The organism is Streptomyces sp. STAM6 (genome assembly GCF_054963715.1).
This window is the reverse complement of sequence record NZ_JBUEFZ010000008.1, coordinates 219,797-235,604: the sequence shown is the minus strand read 5'-3', so window position 1 is coordinate 235,604 and position 15,808 is coordinate 219,797. Positions and strand designations below refer to the sequence as shown.

At 73.6% G+C, this 15,808-nt stretch carries 12 protein-coding genes and 1 pseudogene; 9 read left to right on the top strand and 4 right to left on the bottom strand.

All coding sequences use genetic code 11. From position 1 onward, the window contains the following. Window positions 1-413: 413 nt before the first annotated feature. A complete protein-coding gene (locus tag ACY34K_RS13540; RefSeq protein WP_462746536.1) occupies window positions 414-641 on the top strand; it encodes an SCO3870 family protein in 228 nt (75 codons plus the stop codon). 141 nt (window positions 642-782) lie between these two features. Here the strand turns inward: ACY34K_RS13540 and ACY34K_RS13535 are convergent, their stop codons facing one another. The 3 genes from ACY34K_RS13535 to hmgA form a co-directional block, all read right to left on the bottom strand. Beyond that, entirely contained in the window at window positions 783-1,982 is a 1,200-nt protein-coding gene (locus ACY34K_RS13535) for a type ISP restriction/modification enzyme (protein WP_462746534.1), read from the bottom strand. 55 nt (window positions 1,983-2,037) lie between these two features. Next, window positions 2,038-2,787 carry a GntR family transcriptional regulator gene (locus tag ACY34K_RS13530; protein ID WP_462746533.1) on the bottom strand — a complete coding sequence of 250 codons (750 nt, stop codon included), beginning with the start codon at window positions 2,785-2,787 and terminating at the stop codon, window positions 2,038-2,040. A 67-nt stretch (window positions 2,788-2,854) separates the two neighbouring features. Further along, window positions 2,855-4,186: a homogentisate 1,2-dioxygenase gene (gene hmgA, locus ACY34K_RS13525; RefSeq protein ID WP_462746532.1), complete on the bottom strand. Its 1,332-nt coding sequence runs from the start codon at window positions 4,184-4,186 to the stop codon at window positions 2,855-2,857. 158 nt (window positions 4,187-4,344) lie between these two features. Here hmgA and ACY34K_RS13520 point away from each other — a divergent pair, with 158 nt between their 5' ends. The 7 genes and pseudogenes from ACY34K_RS13520 to ACY34K_RS13490 form a co-directional block, all read left to right on the top strand. Further along, entirely contained in the window at window positions 4,345-6,444 is a 2,100-nt protein-coding gene (locus tag ACY34K_RS13520; RefSeq protein ID WP_462746546.1) for a right-handed parallel beta-helix repeat-containing protein, read from the top strand. Then, window positions 6,441-7,268, top strand: a complete 828-nt coding sequence (locus ACY34K_RS13515) for a hypothetical protein (protein WP_462746531.1) — start codon at window positions 6,441-6,443, stop codon at window positions 7,266-7,268. Before ACY34K_RS13520 ends, ACY34K_RS13515 begins: the two co-directional genes overlap by 4 nt. Beyond that, on the top strand, window positions 7,268-8,545 hold the full coding sequence (locus tag ACY34K_RS13510; protein ID WP_462746530.1) for a hypothetical protein: 1,278 nt from the start codon (window positions 7,268-7,270) through the stop codon (window positions 8,543-8,545). Before ACY34K_RS13515 ends, ACY34K_RS13510 begins: the two co-directional genes overlap by 1 nt. A 20-nt stretch (window positions 8,546-8,565) precedes the next feature. Further along, window positions 8,566-9,198: a TetR family transcriptional regulator gene (locus ACY34K_RS13505; protein WP_462746529.1), complete on the top strand. Its 633-nt coding sequence runs from the start codon at window positions 8,566-8,568 to the stop codon at window positions 9,196-9,198. 156 nt (window positions 9,199-9,354) lie between these two features. Further along, on the top strand, window positions 9,355-11,556 hold the full coding sequence (locus ACY34K_RS13500; protein ID WP_462746528.1) for a molybdopterin oxidoreductase family protein: 2,202 nt from the start codon (window positions 9,355-9,357) through the stop codon (window positions 11,554-11,556). Window positions 11,557-11,677: 121 nt separating this feature from the next. After that, window positions 11,678-13,150 (top strand): CitMHS family transporter, encoded by a 1,473-nt coding sequence (locus tag ACY34K_RS13495; RefSeq protein WP_462746527.1) that lies wholly within the window; start codon window positions 11,678-11,680, stop codon window positions 13,148-13,150. 102 nt (window positions 13,151-13,252) lie between these two features. After that, window positions 13,253-13,841, top strand: a pseudogene (locus ACY34K_RS13490) (MFS transporter); the annotation flags it as partial. On the opposite strand, the gene ACY34K_RS13485 reads toward ACY34K_RS13490, so the two are convergent. Then, window positions 13,798-14,298, bottom strand: coding sequence for a carboxymuconolactone decarboxylase family protein (locus ACY34K_RS13485; RefSeq protein WP_462746525.1), 501 nt, complete (start codon window positions 14,296-14,298; stop codon window positions 13,798-13,800). The pseudogene ACY34K_RS13490 and the gene ACY34K_RS13485 overlap by 44 nt on opposite strands. A 41-nt stretch (window positions 14,299-14,339) precedes the next feature. On the opposite strand from ACY34K_RS13485, the gene pdxR reads away from it, so the two are divergent. Beyond that, window positions 14,340-15,767 (top strand): MocR-like pyridoxine biosynthesis transcription factor PdxR, encoded by a 1,428-nt coding sequence (gene pdxR / locus ACY34K_RS13480; RefSeq protein WP_462746524.1) that lies wholly within the window; start codon window positions 14,340-14,342, stop codon window positions 15,765-15,767. The last annotated feature ends 41 nt before the right edge of the window (window positions 15,768-15,808 follow it).

Below are 15,808 nucleotides of genomic sequence, written 5' to 3'. Positions count from 1 at the left end.
GCGTGTTTCGAAGTCCCGTCCGGCCGGGGGTGCCCAGCACGCACGCTCGCGGCGTTGGCGGTCGTCGGCGCAGCCCGCCGCGCTCTCTCCCCCTGCGCCTGGCGGCGCGGGAGGTACCCCCACCCTCCGCCTCGCGATCGCACGTACCAGGCGCCCCCGGCCCCGCCCTCCGGGCGGACGACGCCACTTCCGCAACGCGCCCCAGGGCTCCTGTCGAGGGGTGATCAATCCGCCGATTCGCTCGTGTCGCGAGACCCGGGCCGGTGGATCTTCTTCCGTCGTGCGAGGGCAACTGGCAGCGGCCGAGCGGGGTTTGGCGCGCGGCCGGCCGTCCGCACCGCTTCGAGCGGTGGCATCGCGGTCCAGGTGGTCCCGCTGTTGATCAGTCGTCTCGTGGCGTGGAGGAAGTACCCATGACGAAGGGCCGGTTCGTCGCCATGGCAGGCGCCACCGCGGCGCTGGGGACCGCGCTCGGCGCCCTCGCGCTTCAGCTGCGCGCGAGCGGTTACGAGCAGTACGTCGAGTCCGTGGCGACCTTCGGCGTCCTCATGTACGTCACCGCGGCTCCGGTCGTGGTGACCTGGGTCCGGGGCGGCCGGCCGCTTTCGAGCCGAGTTCTCCGGGTGCCGGCGGCGGGCTGAGGGCCCGGCACGTGAACCGCCGGGCGCACGCCCTCCGGCCGCTGTCGCGGCCGCTCGGGAGCGGGCCGTATCCGCCGATCGGCGACGCGGCCGACGATCTCCCTTCCCCGGTCGCCGGCCGCACTCGGTCCGCGGGTTCGCTCAGAGGAGCGCCAGCTGCCCCTCGGGGCCCTCTTCCCGCTGGTCGAGAACGGACGCGGGGCGGCGGGCCGGCTCGGGGGCGGGCAACACCCCGGCCTCACGGAGGCCGGAGCGGGTGATGAGCTCCTGGCCCGACAGGTCCGGCTTCTCCCGCTCCGCCTGGCCCAGCAGCGCCAGCATCGTGATCAGCTCGAGCAGCTCCGACGTCCACTCCTGGGGCCAGGCGGCCGGCCCGATGGCCTCGAGGGAGCCCGGCTCGGCGGGGGGGATGCGCTGCCCGAACCAGAGTTCCAGCATCCGTACCCCGCCCACCCGGTAGTCCCAGGCCTCGGCCGGAACGGGCGAGATCCGGCCCTCCTCGCCGATGTACAGCGCCCCCTCGTCCGCGTCGTACGCCAGCGCGGCGGGGTGTGCCGGGACGGCGGCGCGGACGTAAGGGCGGCGGCCGCCGGGCAGCCGGGGACGTTCACCGCCGCGGGCACCGCGCAGCTGGATGGCCGTCATGTGCCGGCCCAGCGCCACCCCGGACGCCCAGACCTCCGGATCGGCCGGCAGCGGGACCAGGCAGCCGGCGGGGGAGGGGCGGGCCGCGGCGAGGGCCCAGGCCAGTACGTCCCCGGCGGTGACCACGGAGCCGTAGCGGCCGCTCAGCAGTTCCGGCACACCGGGCGTGACGTTCGGTTCCCGGCCGCCGGGGCGGCGGTACAGCGGCCGGATGCGGCCGGGCCGGCCCGCGGGGGAGCGGCCGTCGGGGAGCGCGGCCGTCACGAGCAGTGCCGGGCCCGGCGCCCGGGGCACGTACCCCTGCTCCACGGCGAACAGCTGGCGGTCGTCCGCCACCCGCCACAGCTCGGGGCGGGCCACGTCGATCAGCCGGTGGTCGGGCAGCAGCCACTGTTCGTCGAACGGGCCGTGGGCGAAGCGGACCGGCTCGGGGCAGGCACCGTCCTCACGGGCGAATCGGGTCGTCGCGGAGCGCTGGCCGGGCAGCGCGGCCACCGAACTGTGCGGTGCGCGTGCCCGCGTGGTCCGGAACAGCGCCTCCTGATCGGCGCCCCCGGACCCGGTGATCTTCTCCCATCGGGCCCGCAGCGTCCGGGCGTCCGGGGCCACGATCCACGAACGCCCCAGCCGCAACGGCGCCACGGACCACGGCATCAGGTCGTCGAGCAGCGGCACATCCTCGTTCACGGGCTGCATGCTAGGCCCTGCCGCGCCGGTCCCGCCGGGCCCCTGGACCGGAGAGTCCCGGCGCTCAGTCGGCCTCCACCGTGACCGTGAAGGAGAACCGGTCCCCGCGGTAGCGGATCCGTGCCACGTCGACCACCCGGCCGTCCTCGCCGTACGTGACGCCCGTGTAGTGCAGGATCGGCGACAGCAGCGGAACCTGGAGCAGCTCGGCCGTCTCGGGGTCCGCGAGCCGGGCCTCCACCGTGTCCGTGATCCGGCTGATCCGCACGCCGACCGCGTCGCGCAGGACCTTCGTCATGGGCCAGCGCTCCAGGTCGGCGAGGTCGAGGGCGGCCGCCACGTCCGGGCGGACCGCGTTCTCCGCCCAGTTCGTCGGCTCCCCGGTCTCCCCGTCGCAGCGCAGCCGCCGGTAGGTGACCACCTCCGCAGTGTCCGGGAAGTGCTCCGTGAGCTCCCCGGGCACCGCCGACGTTCCATGGCCGAGAATCGTCGTCCGCTCACCGGACTGCTGGGCCACGATCGCGTCGATCGAACCCAGCAGCCGGCGCGGCGCGCTGCGCCGGGCGCCCGGCTCGATGAACGTGCCGCGCCGCCGGTGCCGGCTGATCAGGCCCTCCGACTCCAGCTCCTTGAGTGCCTGGCGCATGGTCAGCACGCTCACCCCGTAGTGCGCGGCCAGCTGCTCCTCGGTGGGCAGGCGCAGGGACGCGTCCGGCGCCCGCCCGAGTATCGAGGCACGCAGGGACTGCGAGACCTGATACCAGAGCGGCAGCTTGCGGTTCAGGACCAGCGAGTCGGGGGCGAAGGCGGTCACGGCATCTCCGTACGACGACACTACGGCCGGAAGCGGCCCTCCGGAGGGCCGCTCGGGGCCCTCCAGACTACGGCCGGAAGTGGCGCTCCAGACCCTGCCACACATCGTCGTAGCCCTGCTGCAGATGGTCCGCGTCCATCGCCTGGGCCGTGGCCGTCACCGGCCAGCGGGTCTCGAACATGAACGCCAGCCCGTCGTCGATCTTCTGCGGCTTCAGCTCGGCGGCGCTGGCCTTGTCGAACGTCTCCCGGTCGGGGCCGTGCGCGGACATCATGTTGTGCAAGGACCCTCCGCCCGGCACGAACCCTTCGGCCTTGGCGTCGTAAGCGCCCTCGATCAGGCCCATGTACTCGCTCATGACATTGCGGTGGAAGTACGGCGGGCGGAAGGTGTCCTCGCCGACCAGCCAGCGCGGCGCGAAAACGACGAAGTCGACACCGGCCAGCCCCGGGGTGTCGGACGGCGAGGTCAGCACCGTGAAGATGGACGGGTCCGGGTGGTCGTAGCTGATCGTCCCGATGACGTTGAAGGTGCGCAGGTCGTAGACGTACGGCACATGGGTGCCGTGCCACGCGACGACGTCCAGCGGGGAGTGGTCGTACGTCGCGGTCCACAGGTTGCCGCAGTACTTGTTCACCACCTCCACCGGGCCCTCGACGTCCTCGTACGCCGCGGCCGGTGCCCGGAAGTCGCGCGCGTTGGCGAGGCCGTTGGCGCCGATCGGGCCGAGGTCGGGCAGCTGGAACGGCTGGCCGTAGTTCTCGCAGACGTAGCCGCGCGCGGTCTCGTCCAGCAGCTCGACCCGGAAGCGCACCCCGCGCGGGACCAGCGCGACCTCGCCGGGCCGGACCGCGAGCAGACCCAGCTCGGTGCGCAGCAGCAGCCCGCCCCGCTCGGGGACGATGAGCAGCTCGCCGTCGGCGTCGCTGAAGACCCGCTCCATCGGCGCGTTGGCGTGGTAGAGGTGCACGGCGATGCCGGTGCGCTGGGCGGCGTCGCCGTTGCCGCCCAGCGTCCACAGACCGGCCAGCCAGTCCGTGCCGGGCGCCGGCTCGGGAAGCGGGTTCCAGCGCAGCCGGTTGGGGTCGGGCACGGTCTCGGTGAAGGGCGCGGTGCGCACGCCGCCGTTGCCGGTGCGGACGAACGGGGGGTGGGCGGCCGACGGGCGGATCCGGTACAGCCACGAGCGGCGGTTGCCGGCCCGGGGCTCGGTGAAGGCCGAGCCGCTCAGCTGCTCCGCGTACAGACCGAGGGGCGCGCGCTGCGGTGAGTTCCGGCCGTGCGGCAGTGCTCCGGGCACGGCCTCCGAGCTGTGCTCATTGCCGAAGCCGGACAGATACGCCAGCCCTTCGGCCGTCTTCCTGGCCTGCTCCCGTGCCTCTTCGGTGCTCCGGTTCATCGCCGCTCCTGCTCCGCTCAAGGAATCCTATGTAAGACCGTAGGATTCCAGGCCCGCGACGTCAACGGTCACGGCCCGGCGATGTGCGGCTTGGACGATTCCGGTGCACGGGGGGTTCCAAAAGATGAACAAAGCTCTACTCTCACGGCATGGCCCGCATGTCGTGGACAGCCAGGCTCCTCACCGTCGTCTCCCTCCCGCTCCTCGTGCTGCTGCCGGCCGCGCCCGCGGCGCAGGCACACGAGGAGCGGCCCGTGTCCTTCCCCGACGGCTCGGGCAGCGTGCCCGTGCTGCGCACGGGCGAGCCGGACCTCCTGGTCTGCAAGGCCGACCGGACGGACTTCGCACGCCGGATCGCCGGCTTCCCCGAGGCGCTCCGGAAGCGCAACGAACGCCTCTTCACCCGCTGCCTCGCCCGCGGCCACCGGCATCTCCAGCAGGCCGTGGACGCCGTCGACCGGCCCGGCATGACCATCGCGATCCTCCCCGGCCGCTACGAGGAGGAGCCCTCACTGCCGCCGCCCACCGGCGCCTGCGCCGACCTCGACGCACCCACGTCCGCGTTCGGCTACCAGATCCTGTCCTACGAGCAGCAGAAGCAGTGCCCGCACAACCAGAACCTCGTCGCGATCCTGGGCAAGAAGAACCTCCAGATCGAGGGCACCGGTGCCGCCCGCACCGACGTCGTCATCGACGCCAAGTACCAGAAGCTCAACGCCGTGCGGGCCGACGGATCCGACGGCGTCTACTTCCGCAACTTCACCGCCCAGCGCACCACCTTCAACTCGCTGTACGTGCTGGCCGCCGACGGCTTCGTCATCGACGACGTACTGACGCGGTGGAACGACGAATACGGCTTCCTCACCTTCGCCAGCGACCACGGCCTCTACAAGAACTGCGAGTCCTACGGCAACGGCGACTCCGGCATCTACCCCGGCAGCGCCTCGGACATCAACAACGGCCGCGGCTACGACGTTCCCCGCTACTCCATCGAGATCACCGGCTGCCGCAGCCACCACAACATGGTCGGCTACTCGGGCACGGCCGGGGACTCCGTGTACGTCCACGACAACGAGTTCGACCACAACATGGGCGGCGCCTCCATGGACAGCGCCTTCCCCGGCCACCCCGGACTGCCGCAGAACCACGCCCGGTTCGAACGCAACGTCATCCACGACAACAACCAGGACTACTACCGGTACGTCGCCGACGGCACCTGCGCCAAGCCGCCCGCCGAACGCGGCTACGAACAGGGGGTCGTCTGCCCCCAGATCTCCATGCCCCCCGGCTCCGGCATCATCACCGCGGGCGGCAACTGGAACCTCTACGAGAACAACTGGATCTACGGCCACCGGCGCACCGCCTTCTACCTCAGCGCCGTCCCCGCCTTCATCCGGGGCGAGAACGCCTGGTCCAAGCAGGCCGACACCTCGCACCACAACCGGTATGCCGGCAACCACCTCGGCCGCGACAAGGCGGGCAACTCCCGCCCCAACCGCACCGATGTGTGGTGGGACGGCCAGGGCGGCGGCAACTGCTGGCAGGCCGGCACCGGCGCGTCATCGCCGCGTGCCCTGCCCGAGTGCGGCACCCGGCGCGGCGCCGTCTCCGGCGGTTCGGACCGCCTCGCCGGCGAACCGGTGAAGCTGGTCCACCTGCTCGTGTGCGCCGACTACGACGTCCGCGCCCGGCGCCTGCCGGCGGGCTGCGACTGGTACGGCGCCCGGGGCATCGCACGCGTCGAGACCCAGGTCGCGCTCGGCGTCGCCGCCGTCCTCGCACTGGCGGGGGGTGCCCTGTGGTGGCGGCGGCTGCGCACGAGCCGGCTCGCCGGAGCGGCGACCCTGGCGGGCGCGGCGGGACTCGCCCTGGACGTCGCCGGGTCCACGACCCCACTCGCCGCCGGGTACCTCCCGGCCCTGGCGCTGTTCCTCCTCGGGCTCTGGTGGACCGGCCTGGGCCTCGCCCTGCGCCGGGCCGACCGGCCGGCCCTGGGATGGACCACGCTCGCGCTCGGCGCCCTGACCCTGCTCGACGCCTTCGACAAGGCAGTCCTGATGATCCCCTGGATACCGCTGAGCCCCGCCTGGACCCGGAGCCTGCTCGCGGTGGTGTGGGTGCTCTGGGCGGTCGTCGCCTCCGCGTCCCCCGCCCGGAAGCCCGCCCGGAGCCCCGCGCCCACGAGGACCGGGGAAGGCACCGCCCCGGGGGCCGGGCCGGGCACCGATCCGACCCCCGCGGGGGAGACGACGCCATGAGCCGGCCCGCTGCGGTCCGCGGCCCGCACCGCACCACCGCCGTCCTGCTCGCCGCCACTCTCACCCTCGTGGCAGCGGCCGGATGCGGCGGCCGCCCCACCACCCACCACCGGCCCGGCACCGGCCACGAACAGGCCACCGGTGCCACTGGCGACCTGCTCACCGCCCACGACGGGGCCGGCCACCGGCTGCGGGAGGTCCCGGCCGACGGAGCGCCCGGGGTCGTTCTCACCGTGCGCCCCGACGCCGAGGACGGCTGGAACGTGCAACTCGCCGTGGAGCGTTTCCGGTTCACCCCCGAGAGCGCGGGAGGCGCAGCCCTCCCCGGTTCGGGACACGCCCACCTCCTCCTCGACGGCCGCCAGATCGCCCGGGTCTACGGTCCCTGGTTCCATCTGCCGGCGAGCACCGTCCCCAAGGGTGTTCACACCCTCACGGCACGGCTCCACGCCGACGACCACACGGCGTGGGCGGTCGACGGGAAACCGGTCCAGGCCTCCGCGCGGCTCACCGCCGCCACCGGCGGCACGGGACACGACCAGGGGCCGGAGGCCGACCCGGCGGACCGCACCCTGCGCATCACCGTCACCGGCGGCACCGTCCAGCCCCCGCCCGGCCGCGTCGAGCTGAAGAAGGGCGGGCGCCTCGTCCTGGAGGTGACGAGCGACCGCGACGACACCCTCCACGTCCACGGCTACGACCGGGAGACACCCCTGCCCGCCGGCCGGCCCACCACGCTCACGCTCACCCTCGACCGCACCGGCCTCTTCGAGGTGGAGACCCACACCTCCGGCCTGGTCCTCACCCAGCTCGCCGTCCGCTGATGGCGGCCCCCGGCGCGACGGCCCTCGCCCACGGCATCGGCTCCCAGCACGACCTGCCGATCTCCCCCTTCTACGCCTTCGCGGGCGCCTTCGCCGCCCTCTTCGTCTCCTTCCTCGCCCTCGGACTCCTCTGGTCCGAGTCCCGCTTCCGCGGCGACCGCTCGGGCCACCCGCTTCCCGCGTCCCTCCAGCGCCTCGCCGACGCGCCCGCCACCCGGCTCGCCCTGCGCGGACTCGGCCTCGCGTCCGCCCTGTTCGTCGTGTTCCACCTCCTCCTCGGCCCCGACGACCCGGACCGCAACCCGGCACCCGGCACCGTCCACGTCCTGCTCTGGGTCGGTCTCGTCCCGGCCTCCCTGCTCCTCGGCCCGGTCTGGCGCGCCCTCAACCCGCTCCGCACGCTGCACGCGGTGCTTCCCACCACCCGGCCCCGCCCCCTGCCGCCCCGCCTCGGCCTGTGGCCGGCCGCCGCCGGACTCCTCGCCTACACCTGGCTCGAACTCGCCGCCCCCGACCCCGCGTCGGCCACCGCCCTCCTCACCTTCCTCGGCGTGTACACCGCCGTGCACCTGCTCGGCGCCGCCCGCTACGGCCCGCACTGGTTCGACCGGGGCGACGCCTTCGAGGCGTACTCGACGCTCATCGCCCGTCTCTCCCCCCTCGGCCGCCGTGCCGACGGCCGGCTCGTCCTGCGCAGCCCCTTCCACGGGCTCGACGCCACCCCGCCCGACCCCGGACTCGTCGCCACCCTCTGCGTACTGCTCGGCTCCACCGCCTACGACGGCTTCTCCGAAGCGCCCCTCTGGATCTCCACCCTCCAGACCTCACCCCTCGGCCGCACCACCACCGCGACCCTCGGGCTGCTGGCTTCCGTCGCCCTCGTCGCCACCCTGTACGGCGTCTGCGCCGGAGTCGTCGGACTGACCTCCCGGGAACTGCACCGTCCGCTCGCCGCCTTCGCGCACTCACTGCTGCCCATCGCGCTCGGCTATCTCGTGGCGCACTACTTCACCCTCTTCGTCACCGAAGGACCGCGCACCGTCATGATGGCGGCCGGCACCCACGATCCGGCCGCGCCCGGCCCGCCCCTGAGCCCGGGCGGGCTCGCCGCGCTCCAGGTCGGAGCCGTCGTCACCGGCCATGTGCTGGGAGTCGTCGCCGCCCACGACCGGGCCGTGCGCCTCTTCCCGCCCGCCCGCGCCGTCGCCGGCCAGCTGCCCCTGCTCACGCTGATGATCGCGTACACCCTCGGCGGCATCGGCCTCCTCATCGCCTGACGACCGCCCGGAGGGGCATCATGGAGCCTGTGCCGCAGCCCCACTCGCTCCGCCGTACCCCCGTCCAGCAGCGCAGCGCCGAGCGTCTGTCGCGCATCCTCGACGCCTGCGCCGAGGTCCTCGAGGAGACGGGCTACGAAGACCTGAGTACCCGGGCCGTCGCCCAGCGCGCCGGCGTACCGATCGGCTCGGTCTACCGCTTCTTCTCCAACAAGCGCGCCCTGGCCGCCGCCCTCGCCCACCGCAATCTGGACAGCTATGCCGAGCGCATCGACGCGCGCCTCGCGGATGCCGACGGCCTCGACGCGTACGGCGCCATCGACACCGTCCTGGACGAGTACCTCGCGATGAAGCGCACCGTCCCCGGCTTCGCGCTGGTCGACTTCGGAGTGCCCGCGCCCGCGGAGACTCCGGACGGGTCCGGGGAGGACGCCAACCATCTGGTCGCGGACCGGCTCTGCGCCCTCCTCGTCACCCACCTCGGCCGGGAGACCGACGCCACCCTGCGCCGGAAGGTCCTTGTCGGGGTCGAGACAACCGACGCCCTCCTCCGGCTCGCGTTCCGCGCCGGCCCGCCGGGCGACCCCGACCTCATCGCCGAGACCCGCGCACTGCTCCACGCCTATCTCGCGCCCGTCCTCGACGGCGCCTGACCGTCCGGTCCCGGCCGCCCCGCCCCGCTCGCTCCCGGCCGGGCCACCGGGGCGGCCGAGCGGCTCACTCGTCCCGACCCATCGCATCCATGCGTACCGGTCGGTATGCTCGGCGGCGTCGCGCCACCACCGCCGCTGCCTTCCCGGGGAGGCCCCATGTCCACCGCCCTGCGCATCTGCCCGCTCTGCGAAGCCACCTGCGGGCTCACGCTCACCCTCGACGGCACCCGGGTCACAGGCGCCCGCGGCGACCGGGACGACGTGTTCAGCCAGGGGTTCATCTGCCCCAAGGGCGCGTCCTTCGGTGAGGTCGACGCCGACCCCGACCGGCTGCGCGTACCACTCGTACGCGCGGAGGACGGCACGTTCCGGGAAGTCACCTGGGACGAGGCGTTCGACACCGTCGCGCGCCGGCTCCCGCCGCTCGTCGCCGAACACGGACCCGACGCCGTCGGCGTGGTCCTCGGCAACCCGAACGTCCACACCATGGCCGGCGCGCTCTACCCGCCGGTCCTGCTGGGCGCCCTGCGCACCCGCAACCTCTTCACCGCGTCCACGCTCGACCAGATGCCCAAGCACGTCTCCAGCGGGCTGCTGTTCGGCGACCCCCTCGCCATCCCGGTCCCCGACCTGGACCGCACCGACCATCTGCTGATGCTGGGCGCCAACCCCCTGGAGTCCAACGGGAGTCTGTGCACCGCGCCGGACTTCCCCGGCAAGCTCAAGGCGCTGCGCAAACGAGGCGGCACCCTCACGGTCGTCGACCCGCGCCGCACCCGCACCGCACGCCTCGCCGACCGGCACATCGCCCCGCGACCCGGCACGGACGCACTGCTGCTCGCCGCCCTCGTGCACGTCCTGTTCGAGGAGGAGCTCACCGAGCCCGGCCGGCTCGCCGGCCACCTGGAGGGAGTCGACGACGTCCGCGCCGCGGTCCGGGACCTCGGACCCGACACCGTCGCCCCCGTATGCGACCTGGACGCCGACACCATCCGCACGCTCGCCCGCGAGCTCGCCGCCGCGCCCACCGCCGCCGTCTACGGCCGCGTCGGCGGCAGCACCGTCGAGTACGGCACGCTCACCAACTGGCTCGTCGACGTCCTCAACATCCTCACCGGCAACCTGGACCGCCCCGGTGGCGCGCTCTTCCCGCTGTCCGCGACCGCCCCCGCGCCCCGGCCCGCGGGCCCCGGCAGGGGGTTCACCCTCGGCCGCTGGACGAGCCGCGTCTCGGGCCACCCCGAGGCCAAGGGCGAACTGCCGGTCGCCGCGCTCGCCGAGGAGATCGAGACCCCGGGCGACGGCCGCATCCGCGCCGTCATCTCCATCGCCGCCAATCCGGTGCTCTCCGCACCCGACGGTGAACGCCTCGACCGCGCCCTCGCGTCCGGGCTCGACTTCATGGTCAGCGTCGACCCGTACCTCAACGAGACCTCGCGCCACGCCGATGTCATCCTGCCCCCGCCGCCCCCGTCCCAGAGCGCCCACTTCGACTTCGCGTTCAACGGCTTCGCCGTCCGCAACCAGGCCCGGTACACCCCCGCCGCCGTCCCGCTGGAGCAGGGACGGATGGACGAGTGCGAGATCCACGCCCGGCTCATCCTCGCCGCCACCGGCCTCCACGGCGCCGAGCCGGACTCCGTCGACACGACGGTCATCGAGCGCACCCTCGCCAAGGCCGTCACCGAGCCCCACTCACCCGCCCACGGCCAGGACCCCGCGGCGTTCGCGGCCCGACTCACCGGGCGCACCGGACCGGAGCGGCGACTCGATCTGATGCTGCGCCTCGGCCCGTACGGCCTCACGCTCGACCGCCTCCGCGCCCACCCGCACGGAATCGACCTCGGGCCGCTCGAATCCCGTGTCCCGCAGCTGCTGAAGACCCGCAGTGGACGGATCGAGCTGCTGCCCGGCCCGATCGCCGCCGACCTGCCCCGGCTGCGCCGGGCCCTCGACGGACGGCCCGGCGGGCTGGTCCTCGTGGGCCGCCGCCACCTGCGCTCCAACAACAGCTGGCTGCACAACATCCCCACGCTCAACAGCGGTACCAACACCTGCACGCTCCAGCTGCACCCCGACGACGCGGCCCGGCTCGGGCTCGAGGACGGCGCCCTCGCCCGGATCAAGGGCGAGGGTGGTGAGCTCACGGCCCCGGTGGAGATCACCGACGCGGTACGCAGGGGAGTGGTGAGCCTTCCGCACGGCTGGGGGCACGACCGTCCCGGCACCCGCATGGCCGTCGCCGCCGCCCGGCCCGGGGTGAACGTCAACCAGCTGCTGGACGGCACCCGGCTCGACCCGCTGTCCGGCACCGCCGTGCTCAACGGATTCCCCGTCGAACTCAGCCCAGCCCTATGACCTGGGGTTTTGCTCGTATTGCTCACGGGTCGACATCTTGTTGCCGGTAGAACGAGGCACCTAACGTCATCCGGACCGCCGCCTCCCGGTGGAGTTCAAGGGTGAACGTTAGGTGTCCTCCATGCTGACCATGCTCGGCTTCGCCATGATCGCGACCTTCCTGGTCCTGATCATGATGAAGAAGATGTCGCCGATCGCGGCGCTCGTTCTGATCCCCGCACTCTTCTGCGTCTTCGTAGGACAAGGCGCACAGCTCGGCGACTACGTCATCGAAGGCGTCGGCAATCTCGCGCCCACCGCCGCGATGCTGATGTTCGCCATCGTCTACTTCGGCGTGATGATCGACGTCGGGCTCTTCGACCCGATCGTCCGGGGCATCCTGCGCTTCTGCAAGGCCGACCCCCTGCGCGTGGTCGTCGGTACCGCGGTGCTCGCCGCGATCGTCTCGCTCGACGGCGACGGCTCCACCACCTTCATGATCACCGTCTCGGCGATGTACCCGCTCTACAAGCGCCTGGGGATGAGCCTCGTCGTCATGACCGGTGTCGCCGCCACAGCCAACGGCGTGATGAACACCCTGCCCTGGGGCGGCCCCACCGCCCGCGCCGCCACCGCGCTCAAGCTGGACGCCGCCGACATCTTCGTACCGATGATCCCGGCGCTCGGCGTCGGCCTGCTCTTCGTCTTCGCCCTCGCTTATGCGCTGGGCCGCCGTGAGCGCAGGCGCCTCGGTCATCTGACCCTGGACGAGGTGCTGGAGGCGCGGACCCAGAGCGGGCTGGTCAAGACCGGCGGCGGGAATCAGGACCGGCCCCGCGCGGCCACCGCCACCGCCACGGGCACTGCCACCGCCACGGGCACCGGTGCGGCCACGGGCACCGGTGCGGCCACCGGCGACGGCGACGCCGGCACAACCAGCGGCGAACAGGTGCCCGACGACACCGACGAGGGCCTCCAGGGCCTCGACCCGAACCGCCCCACCCTCCGCCCCAAGCTGTACTGGTTCAACGCCGCCCTCACCGTGACCCTGCTGGCCGCCATGATCATGGAGCTGCTGCCCATCCCGGTGCTGTTCCTGCTCGGAGCGGCCCTCGCCCTCACGGTCAACTTCCCCCACATGCCCGACCAGAAGGCCCGCATCGCCGCCCACGCCGACAACGTCCTCAACGTCTCCGGCATGGTCTTCGCCGCGGCCGTCTTCACCGGCGTCCTCACCGGCACCGGCATGGTCAAGCACATGGCCGACTGGCTCGTCGGCGCCATCCCCGAGGGCATGGGCCCCCACATGGCGCTCGTCACGGGGCTGCTGAGCCTGCCCCTCACGTACTTCATGTCCAACGACGGCTTCTACTTCGGCGTGCTGCCCGTCCTCGCCGAAGCCGGCGCCGCCCACGGCGTCCCGCCGCTGGAGATCGCCCGCGCCTCGCTCGTCGGCCAGGCCCTGCACATGTCCAGCCCCCTCGTCCCCGCCGTGTACGTCCTCGTCGGCATGGCCAAGGTGGAGTTCGGCGACCACACCCGGTTCACGGTCAAGTGGGCCGCGCTCACCTCGCTGGTCGTCCTCGGCGCCGGGATGCTCTTCGGAATCGTCTAGGGCGTGACCCGGTCCTGGCTCCTGCGCCTCGTCATCGCCTTCCGCTTCGTGCGGGGGGCGGTGTCGATGGCGCGGCCCGCCGTCTCGTACCGCGCCCTCTCCCTGGGCGCCACCGACATCCTCACCGCCTGCCTCCCGGTGATCGGCGAGCACCGCGGCGTCAGGCCCGCCACGGTCGGTCCCCCTGCTCGGCCTTCGGGCCGCCGCCACCATCGCCTGCCGGCTCGTGATGACGCCGATGATCCGGCTCCTGGGGCGTCCGGCCCTGCTGACCGGCACCTGTCTGGTCGCCGGACTCCTCCGGGCGGGCATCGCCCTGCCCGTACCGGTGTGGGCGCTCGCCGTGATGCTCGCGGTGCTCGGCTTCTGCCCCGGCGTCGGCCGGCCCCGGTCGATGACCACCGTGGTACGGGCCGCGCCCGCGGGAGCCCGCTCCACCGCCCCGGCGCTGCGCCTGACGGGCAACCGCCTCGGGCAGGTGGCGGCCCCCGCCTCCGCCGGACCGATCGCCGGACTGGCGGGCACCACCGCCCCGTTCGTCATGCTCGGCGGCCTGCTGACGGCCGCCGCGGGGCTCGGCCTCCGGCAGGGGCGGGGGCGCCGCCCGGCCGCCGCCGGCGGACCTGAGGGCGGCACCGCCCCGCGGGTCAGTGCGCCACGCGCTCGTCGGTCCCGGGCACCTTGGCGGTAGCCAGGGCGACGCGGTTCCAGGTGTTGATCGTGAGGATCAGCGCCAGCAGCCGGCCGAGCTCCTCCTCCGCGAAGTGCTCCGCGGCCCGGCCGTAGACCTCGTCCGGGACACCGCCGCCGGCCACCAGCGTGACGGCCTCGGTCAGCGCCAGCGCCGCCAGCTCCCGGGGCGTGAAGAACGAGGAGGCATCCCGCCACACGGCGACCATGTGCAGCCGCTCCTCGCTCTCTCCCGCCTTGCGCGCGTCCGAGGTGTGCATGTGCAGGCAGTAGGCGCAGCCGTTCAGCTGCGAGGAGCGGATCTGGACCAGTTCGACGAGGGCCGGGTCCAAGGCCTCGCGGGCCGCCGCGTCGAAGGCGATCAGGGACTTGAAGGCCTTCGGCGCGGCCTTGGCGAAGTTGATGCGGGAGGGGGCGGTACGGGTCACGGCCGGCGTCTCGTTGTTCGTCATGACCATGAATCTACGGGCCCGGATGACCCGTTGTAGGGTGCATTTCCATGTCGGAATCATGGGTCAATTCGGCCGAGCGGATCGGTGTCGACCTGCATGTGGAGCTGGCCGGCGCGGGCAGCCGGCGGGCCGCTCTGACCCGGGCGCTGCGGGACGCAGTACGCGACGGCCGGCTCGCCCCGGGCACCCGGCTGCCGCCGTACCGCTCGCTCGCGGCGGACCTCCGGGTGGCCCGCAACACCGTCGCCGACGCCTATGCCGAGCTCGTCGCCGAAGGCTGGCTGACCGCCCGTCAGGGCTCCGGCACCCGGGTCGCCGAGCACGCCCGCCCCGGCGCCCCCGTCCGCGTACCGAAACAGGTGCAGGCGAGGCACGCCCGGCCCTCGCACGACCTGCGACAGGGGCAGCCGGACGCGGCGTCCTTCCCGCGCACCGCCTGGCTCGCCTCGGCCCGGCGCGCCCTCAACGCCGCGCCCAGCGAGGCCTTCGGGCCCGGCGACCCGCGCGGCCGCCCCGAGCTGCGGCGCGCCCTGGCCGACTACCTCGCCCGCGCCCGCGGGGTGCGCACCGACCCCGGCCGCATCGTCGTCTGCTCCGGCTTCGCCCACGCCCTGCGGCTGCTGTACGGCGGCCGGGTGCTGCGCGGGCCGCTCGCCGTCGAGGCCTACGGGCTGCCCTTCCACCGCGAACTCCTCACCGCCGCCGCCGTCCGCACCCACCCCCTGCCCATCGACGAGGAGGGCGCACGGACCGGCGAACTGCCGGCCGCCCGGGGCGTACGGGCCGTGCTGCTGACCGCGGCCCACCAGTTCCCCACCGGCGGCCCGCTGCACCCCGCACGCCGCGCCGCCGCGGTCGACTGGGCCCGCACCACCGGCGGACTGATCCTGGAGGACGACTACGACGGCGAGTTCCGCTACGACCGCCGGCCGGTCGGCGCGCTCCAGGGACTCGCGCCCGAGCGGGTCCTGCTCCTCGGATCGGTCAGCAAGAGCCTCTCCCCGGCCGTGCGCCTGGGGTGGATGGTGCTTCCCGAGCACCTCGTCGACCCGGTCCTGGCCGCCAAGGGGGAGCGCGAGGGCTGGGCGAGCGTGCTGGACCAGCTCACGCTCGCCGACTTCATCGACAGCGGGTCCTACGACCGGCACGTCCGCCGCATGCGCCAGCGCTACCGGCGCCGCCGCGACGAGCTCGTCGCCGCACTCGCCGCACACGCTCCCCACATCACCCCCACCGGCATCGCCGCGGGTCTGCACGCCGTGCTGCGCCTGCCGGCCGGCACCGAGCGGTCCACGGTCAAGGCGGCCGCCTGGCACGGGGTGGCCCTCGACGGCCTCGCCTCCTTCCGTCACCCCGAGGCCGGCTCGGCCGCCCCGGACGGCCTGGTCGTGGGTTACGCCACCCCTCCGGAACACGCCTACGGCGCGGCACTGGAGGCCCTGTGCCGGATCCTCCCGCCGGCGGACAGCCCCTGACGGGCCACCAACGGGCCACCGCGGGACTGAACACGGGCTCC

Excerpts from the sequence above, each read along its gene's own strand:
- ACY34K_RS13520 (WP_462746546.1), top strand. The coding sequence starts at position 4,345 with ATGTCGTGGACAGCCAGGCTCCTCACCGTCGTCTCCCTCCCGCTCCTC.
- ACY34K_RS13500 (WP_462746528.1), top strand. The coding sequence starts at position 9,355 with ATGTCCACCGCCCTGCGCATCTGCCCGCTCTGCGAAGCCACCTGCGGG.
- hmgA (WP_462746532.1), bottom strand. The coding sequence starts at position 4,186 with ATGAACCGGAGCACCGAAGAGGCACGGGAGCAGGCCAGGAAGACGGCC.
- ACY34K_RS13495 (WP_462746527.1), top strand. The coding sequence starts at position 11,678 with ATGCTGACCATGCTCGGCTTCGCCATGATCGCGACCTTCCTGGTCCTG.
- ACY34K_RS13510 (WP_462746530.1), top strand. The coding sequence starts at position 7,268 with ATGGCGGCCCCCGGCGCGACGGCCCTCGCCCACGGCATCGGCTCCCAG.
- pdxR (WP_462746524.1), top strand. The coding sequence starts at position 14,340 with ATGTCGGAATCATGGGTCAATTCGGCCGAGCGGATCGGTGTCGACCTG.
- ACY34K_RS13540 (WP_462746536.1), top strand. The coding sequence starts at position 414 with ATGACGAAGGGCCGGTTCGTCGCCATGGCAGGCGCCACCGCGGCGCTG.
- ACY34K_RS13535 (WP_462746534.1), bottom strand. The coding sequence starts at position 1,982 with ATGCAGCCCGTGAACGAGGATGTGCCGCTGCTCGACGACCTGATGCCG.
- ACY34K_RS13515 (WP_462746531.1), top strand. The coding sequence starts at position 6,441 with ATGAGCCGGCCCGCTGCGGTCCGCGGCCCGCACCGCACCACCGCCGTC.
- ACY34K_RS13485 (WP_462746525.1), bottom strand. The coding sequence starts at position 14,298 with ATGGTCATGACGAACAACGAGACGCCGGCCGTGACCCGTACCGCCCCC.
- ACY34K_RS13505 (WP_462746529.1), top strand. The coding sequence starts at position 8,566 with ATGGAGCCTGTGCCGCAGCCCCACTCGCTCCGCCGTACCCCCGTCCAG.